The 7,039-nt window shown below is 64.0% G+C and carries 3 protein-coding genes and 2 rRNA genes; all 5 read right to left on the bottom strand.

Annotated elements, in window-relative coordinates; all coding sequences use genetic code 11:
* A 23S ribosomal RNA gene (locus CJ197_RS12265) occupies positions 1-359 on the bottom strand; the annotation flags it as partial.
* 369 nt (positions 360-728) lie between these two features.
* Positions 729-2,249 (bottom strand): 16S ribosomal RNA (locus CJ197_RS12260).
* 576 nt (positions 2,250-2,825) lie between these two features.
* Positions 2,826-4,094 (bottom strand): tyrosine--tRNA ligase, encoded by a 1,269-nt coding sequence (gene tyrS / locus CJ197_RS12255; protein WP_102237028.1) that lies wholly within the window; start codon positions 4,092-4,094, stop codon positions 2,826-2,828.
* A 192-nt stretch (positions 4,095-4,286) separates the two neighbouring features.
* The gene (argH, locus tag CJ197_RS12250) at positions 4,287-5,780 is read right to left on the bottom strand and encodes an argininosuccinate lyase (RefSeq protein ID WP_102237027.1); all 1,494 of its coding nucleotides are present in this window, start codon (positions 5,778-5,780) and stop codon (positions 4,287-4,289) included.
* On the bottom strand, positions 5,777-7,006 hold the full coding sequence (locus CJ197_RS12245; protein WP_102237026.1) for an argininosuccinate synthase: 1,230 nt from the start codon (positions 7,004-7,006) through the stop codon (positions 5,777-5,779). Before CJ197_RS12245 ends, argH begins: the two co-directional genes overlap by 4 nt.
* Positions 7,007-7,039 lie beyond the last annotated feature (33 nt).

Raw genomic sequence — 7,039 nt, 5'->3', positions numbered from 1 at the left:
TCCACGCCGTCTGGCCGGCAGACCAGACCGATACGTCCCACAACCCCTCGCCTGCAACCCCTGCCGGGTATCACACAAACAAGGTTTAGCCACCTCCGCTTTCGCTCGCCACTACTCACGGAATCACTTTTGTTTTCTCTTCCTGCGGGTACTGAGATGTTTCACTTCCCCGCGTTCCCTCCATACCACCTATACATTCAGTGGCGGGTACCAGAGCATGACCCCTGGTGGGTTTCCCCATTCGGACATCCTCGGATCACAGCTCAGTTGTCAACTCCCCGAGGCTTATCGCAGACTCACACGTCCTTCGTCGGCTCCTTGTGCCAAGGCATCCACCGTGCGCCCTAAAAAACTTACAGCAACACAAAGACACTTTGTGCAAAACAAAATTGCTTACAAGATGCTCGCGTCCACTATACAGTTCACAAAAAACAACCCCACACCACCACCCCCAGTCACAAACCAGGACGCGGCAGGGAGGACCAGCCACACCATCCAACACACCCACAAAAACTGCGGAATGCTGGGCTTGGCGTGCAGCCTCATGCCCCAATAGCGTGCCTCCACCTCAAACCCCCTGCCCCCATCTCGTTCCCACCCCAACAGGGCGTACTAGACATGCGGCACAGACGATGAAGTGCCTATCCGTTGATGTTCCACCCATGAGCAACCACCCACCCGACACTCGCGGATGACGATGGCCACCAATACTTGGTGATGCTCCTTAGAAAGGAGGTGATCCAGCCGCACCTTCCGGTACGGCTACCTTGTTACGACTTAGTCCCAATCACCGATCCCACCTTCGACAGCTCCCCCCACAAGGGATGGGCCACTGGCTTCGGGTGTTACCGACTTTCGTGACTTGACGGGCGGTGTGTACAAGGCCCGGGAACGTATTCACCGCAGCGTTGCTGATCTGCGATTACTAGCGACTCCGACTTCATGGGGTCGAGTTGCAGACCCCAATCCGAACTGAGGCCGGCTTTTTGGGATTCGCTCCACCTCACAGCTTCGCAACCCATTGTACCGACCATTGTAGCATGCTTGAAGCCCAAGACATAAGGGGCATGATGATTTGACGTCGTCCCCACCTTCCTCCGAGTTGACCCCGGCAGTCTCCCATGAGTCCCCACCCGAAGTGCTGGCAACATGGAACGAGGGTTGCGCTCGTTGCGGGACTTAACCCAACATCTCACGACACGAGCTGACGACAACCATGCACCACCTGTGCACCAGTCCGAAGAACACCCCATCTCTAGGGCTGTCCGGTGCATGTCAAGCCTTGGTAAGGTTCTTCGCGTTGCATCGAATTAATCAGCATGCTCCGCCGCTTGTGCGGGCCCCCGTCAATTCCTTTGAGTTTTAGCCTTGCGGCCGTACTCCCCAGGCGGGGCACTTAATGCGTTAGCTACGGCGCGGAAAACGTGGAATGTCCCCCACACCTAGTGCCCAACGTTTACGGCATGGACTACCAGGGTATCTAATCCTGTTCGCTACCCATGCTTTCGCTTCTCAGTGTCAGTAATGGCCCAGAGACCTGCCTTCGCCATCGGTGTTCTTCCTGATATCTGCGCATTTCACCGCTACACCAGGAGTTCCAGTCTCCCCTACCACACTCTAGCCTGCCCGTACCCACCGCACGCCCGAGGTTGAGCCTCGGGTTTTCACGGCAGACGCGACAAGCCACCTACAAGCTCTTTACGCCCAATAATTCCGGACAACGCTTGCGCCCTACGTATTACCGCGGCTGCTGGCACGTAGTTAGCCGGCGCTTCTTCTGCAGGTACCGTCACTTTCGCTTCTTCCCTACTGAAAGAGGTTTACAACCCGAAGGCCGTCATCCCTCACGCGGCGTCGCTGCATCAGGCTTCCGCCCATTGTGCAATATTCCCCACTGCTGCCTCCCGTAGGAGTCTGGGCCGTGTCTCAGTCCCAGTGTGGCCGGTCGCCCTCTCAGGCCGGCTACCCGTCATCGTCTTGGTAAGCCATTACCTCACCAACAAACTGATAGGCCGCGAGCCCATCCCCCACCGATAAATCTTTCCACCACACACCATGCGATGCGCAGTCATATCCGGTATTAGCCACGATTTCCCGAGGTTATCCCGAAGAAGGGGGCAGGTTGCTCACGTGTTACTCACCCGTTCGCCACTAATCAACCCGTGCAAGCACGGGCGTCATCGTTCGACTTGCATGTGTTAAGCACGCCGCCAGCGTTCGTCCTGAGCCAGGATCAAACTCTCCATGAAAACATGAAAAACAATAAATCCCAGCAAAAACAGACAAACAACCAGCATTACTGCCGTTGTCCATCAATAATTGCCATACAAAATATGGCATCAACAAACAGACACGCTATTGAGATATCAAACAACACGCGCACATCATCACCGACCTACTCAGTAGGCCGACTCAGAGGCTCGGGTGCGCCGCGGATTTCTCCGTGGCGACGCTTTGCTTCGTCGTCCCGGCGCGAGTCACTACTTTAGCAGTTCCTCGCCGGCCGGATCAACTCGGCGGGCTGTGGTTCCGGTCTCATGATTCCCTTGAAGGGCAGAAGGCCAGAGCCACTCGACGCTCCCGGTCTCCCGGTCCCGTCGGTCAGCTTCTCGCGGAGCCCCTTATGTGGTCGCTGTGGGCGACCCTTTCGGGCACTTCCGGTCGTGCTGACAGACGACTACAGTAGGCCCTGCCTCAGCCGGGGTCAAACTCCCGCGTCACCTCGCGTTCACCGTCATCGTGGACGAACGCCGCTGGTCAGCGAGCTTTCTCAGGACCCGGAGCGCCGTTGTTCACCCGGATGTGAGGTGCATCTGTCAGCGGGATCACCGCTTCAGGTGGACCATCGCCGCGTTCTTACGGCCGCGGCGCAGCAGGACGTAGCCACCGGGCAGCGCATTCAGGGCACCGAGCTCCTGCTCGAGCTCCTCGGCCGCGACCTTCTGGCCGTTCACCGACAGCCCGCCGCCCGTCGCATCACGGCGGGCCGCACCCTTCGACGCGGTGATCCCGACCTCGCAGAACGCATCGATGAGCACCGCGCTGCTCGGCAGCTCCACCGTCGGCAGCTCTTGGGCGAGAGCCTGCAGGGTCGGCTCATCCAGATCACGCACGTCCCCGCGCCCGAACAGCACGGCCGCTGCCGCCTTCGCCTGGTCAGTGGCCTGCTGGCCGTGGACCAGGGTGGTGATGTCATCGGCCAGCGCCTTCTGGGCAGCCCGCTCATGCGAGGCCTCCTGGGTGGCGCGCTCCAGCTCGGCGATGTCCTCGCGGTCGCGGAAGGTGAAGAACTTCAGGTAGTTCACCACGTCCGCGTCGGCGGCATTGAGCCAGAACTGGTGGAAGGCGTACGGGCTGGTGAGCTCAGGGTCCAGCCACACCGCTCCGCCTTCGGACTTGCCGAACTTGGTGCCGTCGGCCTTGGTCACCAGCGGTGTGGTCAGGGCGTGGACGTCCGTCCCTTCGACCTTATGGATGAGGTCCACTCCGGAGACAAGGTTCCCCCACTGATCGTTGCCGCCGTACTGCAGGGTGATGCCATGGCGGCGGTACAGCTCGAGGTAGTCGATGCCCTGCAGCACCTGGTAGCTGAACTCGGTGTAGCTGATGCCTTCATCGCTGGCGAGGCGACGGGCCACGGTGTCCTTGGCGAGCATCGTGCCCATGCGGAAGTGCTTGCCCATGTCGCGCAGGAACTCGAGCGCGCCCATCTGTCCGATCCAGTCCAGGTTGTTCACCATGGTCACCGCATGTGGGCCCTCGAGGTCCAGGAATCGGGAGATCTGATCGCGCAGTCCCTCGACCCACTGGGCCACGATGTCGGCATCGTTCAGCACGCGCTCCCCGGACATCCGCGGATCACCGATGAGGCCCGTCGCGCCGCCCACCAGGGCGTAGGGATGATGCCCGGCCAGCTGGAAGCGTCGCATCGTGAGCACCTGGGTGAGGTGACCGACGTGGAGCGACGAGGCCGTGGGGTCGAAGCCGCAATACAGGCTGATCTCTCCGTCCGCCAGAGCGCTGCCGAGCGCCTCACGCCCGGTGGTCTGCACGACGAGGCCTCGCCAGGCGAGTTCGTCCAGGACGGAATGCATCAGGTCTCTCCTCGAGGGTCAGGGCGCACTCGGCGCCAGAACCGGTCATAGGACCGGGTCGTCGGTCTCCGGTCATGAGGCCGGAGTGGTGGGTGTCCGTCCGCGGGCACGGGGCCGACGGGACAGCGCCCGGGTCCCGATCGGGTCCCGGACGCCATTGTCACAGATGCGCGGCCTGTCGCGGGGATCCGCTCAGGCCGACGCGCCGCGGTCTGCCCCGTCGCCGGTGAGGGCGTCGCGTGTAAAGGCGCGCAGCTGCTCGACCTCTGCTTCCGCGGCATCCTCCTGCTCGGCCACCCGGACGGGGGCGGTGCCGCCCTTCGCATCCCGGGAGGCGATCGAGCCGTCCACGCTCAGCACCTCACGGACTGAGGGATCGAGATGCTCGGAGATCCCGGCGAGGTCCTCATCGCTGAGATCCCACAGCTCCTGACCGCGGGATTCGGCGAGCTTCACACAGGCGCCGGAGATCTCATGGGCCGAGCGGAAGGGCACCCCGCGGCGGACCAGGTGATCGGCGATGTCCGTGGCGAGGGAGAAGCCCTGCGGGGCCAGCTCCGCCATCCGGTCCGTGTGGAAGGTGAGGGTGGCCATCATGCCGGTGAAGGCCGGAAGCACCAGCTCCAGGGTGTCCACCTGGTCGAAGACCGGTTCCTTGTCCTCCTGCAGGTCCCGGTTGTAGGCGAGCGGCAGGGCCTTCAGCGTGGACAGCAGCCCGGTGAGGTCGCCGATCATCCGGCCCGCCTTGCCGCGGGCGAGCTCGGCGATGTCCGGGTTCTTCTTCTGCGGCATGATCGAGGAGCCGGTGGAGTAGGAGTCATCCAGGGTGATGAAGGAGAACTCTTTCGTGTTCCACACGATCACCTCCTCGGCCAGACGCGAGAGGTCGATGCCGATCATCGTGAGCACGAAGGCGAACTCCGCGGTGAGGTCCCGCGCGGAGGTGCCGTCGATCGAGTTCCACACGGAATCGGCGAAGCCCAGCTCCACGGCGACGGCCTGCGGGTCCAGCCCCAAGGAGGAGCCGGCGAGGGCCCCGGACCCGTAGGGGGACAGCGCCGCGCGGGCATCGAGGTCCCGCAGGCGCTGCACGTCGCGCAGCAGGGGCCAGGCGTGGGCCAGCAGGTGGTGGCTGAGCAGCAGCGGCTGGGCGTGCTGGAGGTGGGTGCGGCCGGGCATCGGCGCTCCGTGGACCTCCCGCGCGCGGGCGATGAGCACATCGACAAGATCCAGCACCTGGTCGCCGAGGGCCCGCGACTGGTCGCGGATGAACAGGCGGATCAGGGTCGCGATCTGATCGTTCCGGGAGCGCCCGGCGCGCAGCTTCCCACCGAGCTCCGGTCCGGCCCGCTCGATGAGGCCGCGCTCGAGGGCCGTGTGCACGTCCTCATCCTCGGGCGCCGCGGTGAACGTACCGGAGGCGACGTCCGCCGCGAGCTGATCGAGCGCCTGCTGCATCGCGGCGAGCTCGGCATCATCCAGCAGACCGGCGGTGTGCAGAACGTTAGCGTGGGCCTTTGAACCGCGTAGGTCGTACTGGGCCAGGCGCCAGTCGAAGTGCGTGGAGTCCGACAGCGCCGCGAGGGCTGCTGCGGGTCCGGTGCCGAAGCGGCCGCCCCACAGGGCGGCGTGCGCGTGGGCCTGTGCTGCGCCGCTCGCGGGCTCGGGGCTGTGCTCGGTGCTCATGCGTTCTCCGCCTCGAGGTTCTCACCGTTGCCGTGGGCGACGTCGCGGGCAGCGGCCTGCTTGGCGGCCAAGCCGTAGATGTCGATGAAGCCGCGGGCGCTGCTCTGGTCGAAGGTGTCGCCCTCGTCGTAGGTGGCGAGGTTGAAGTCGTACAGGCCGGTCTCGGAGCGGCGCCCGGCGACGGTGGCGCGGCCGCCGTGCAGGATCATGCGAATATCACCGTTCACGTACCGCTGGGTGTCGTCGATGAAGACATCCAGGGACTTCTTGAGCGGGGAGAACCACTGGCCGTCGTAGACCAGCTCGGTCCAGCGGTCGCCCACCATGCGCTTGAAGCGGGCCTGCTCGCGCTCCAGGGTGACCCGCTCGAGCTCCTGGTGGGCGGTGATGAGGGTCATCGCACCGGGGGCCTCATAGACCTCGCGAGACTTGATGCCCACCAGGCGGTCCTCGACGATGTCGATGCGGCCGATGCCCTGGGCGCCGGCGCGGCGGTTGAGCTCCTGGATGGCCTCCAGCGGCGTGACCGGGCGGCCATCGATCTGCACCGGGATGCCGTGTTCGAAGGTGATGGTCACCTCGTCGGCCACGGGCGGGAAGGCGGGGTCATCGGTGTAGGAGTAGACATCCTTGGTGGGCTCGTTCCAGATGTCCTCGAGGAAGCCGGTCTCGATCGCCCGGCCCCACACGTTCTGGTCGATCGAGAACGGGTTGTGCTTCGTGGTCGCGATCGGCAGGCCCTTGCGCTCGGCGTAGTCGATCGCCTTGTCGCGCGTGAGCGCGAGGTCCCGCACGGGGGCAATGCAGCGCAGCTCCGGGGCAAGGGAGGTGATGGAGACCTCGAAGCGCACCTGGTCATTGCCCTTGCCGGTGCAGCCGTGGGCCACTGTAGTGGCGCCGAACTTCTTGGCGGCCTTCACCAGGTGCTTGGTGATCACCGGCCGGGAGATCGCCGAGACGTTCGGGTAGGCGTCCATGTACAGGGAATTCGCCTTGAGGGCGGGCATGCAGTATTCGGCGGCGAACTCGTCGCGAGCATCGGCGATATAGGCCTCCACGGCGCCACAGTCCAGGGCACGCTGGCGGATGACCTCGAGGTCCTCTCCGCCCTGGCCGACGTCCACCGCGCAGGCGATGACGTCAGCGCCGGTGGCGTCGTGGATCCAGCCGATGGCCACGGACGTGTCGAGGCCGCCGGAGTAGGCGAGGACAATGCGTTCGGTCACGGTGTTTCTCCTCAAGAGATGGGGGTCTATGGG

The organism is Brachybacterium sp. UMB0905 (assembly GCF_002871795.1).
GTDB lineage: Bacteria > Actinomycetota > Actinomycetes > Actinomycetales > Dermabacteraceae > Brachybacterium.
This window is presented reverse-complemented; position numbering and strand designations above follow the sequence as displayed.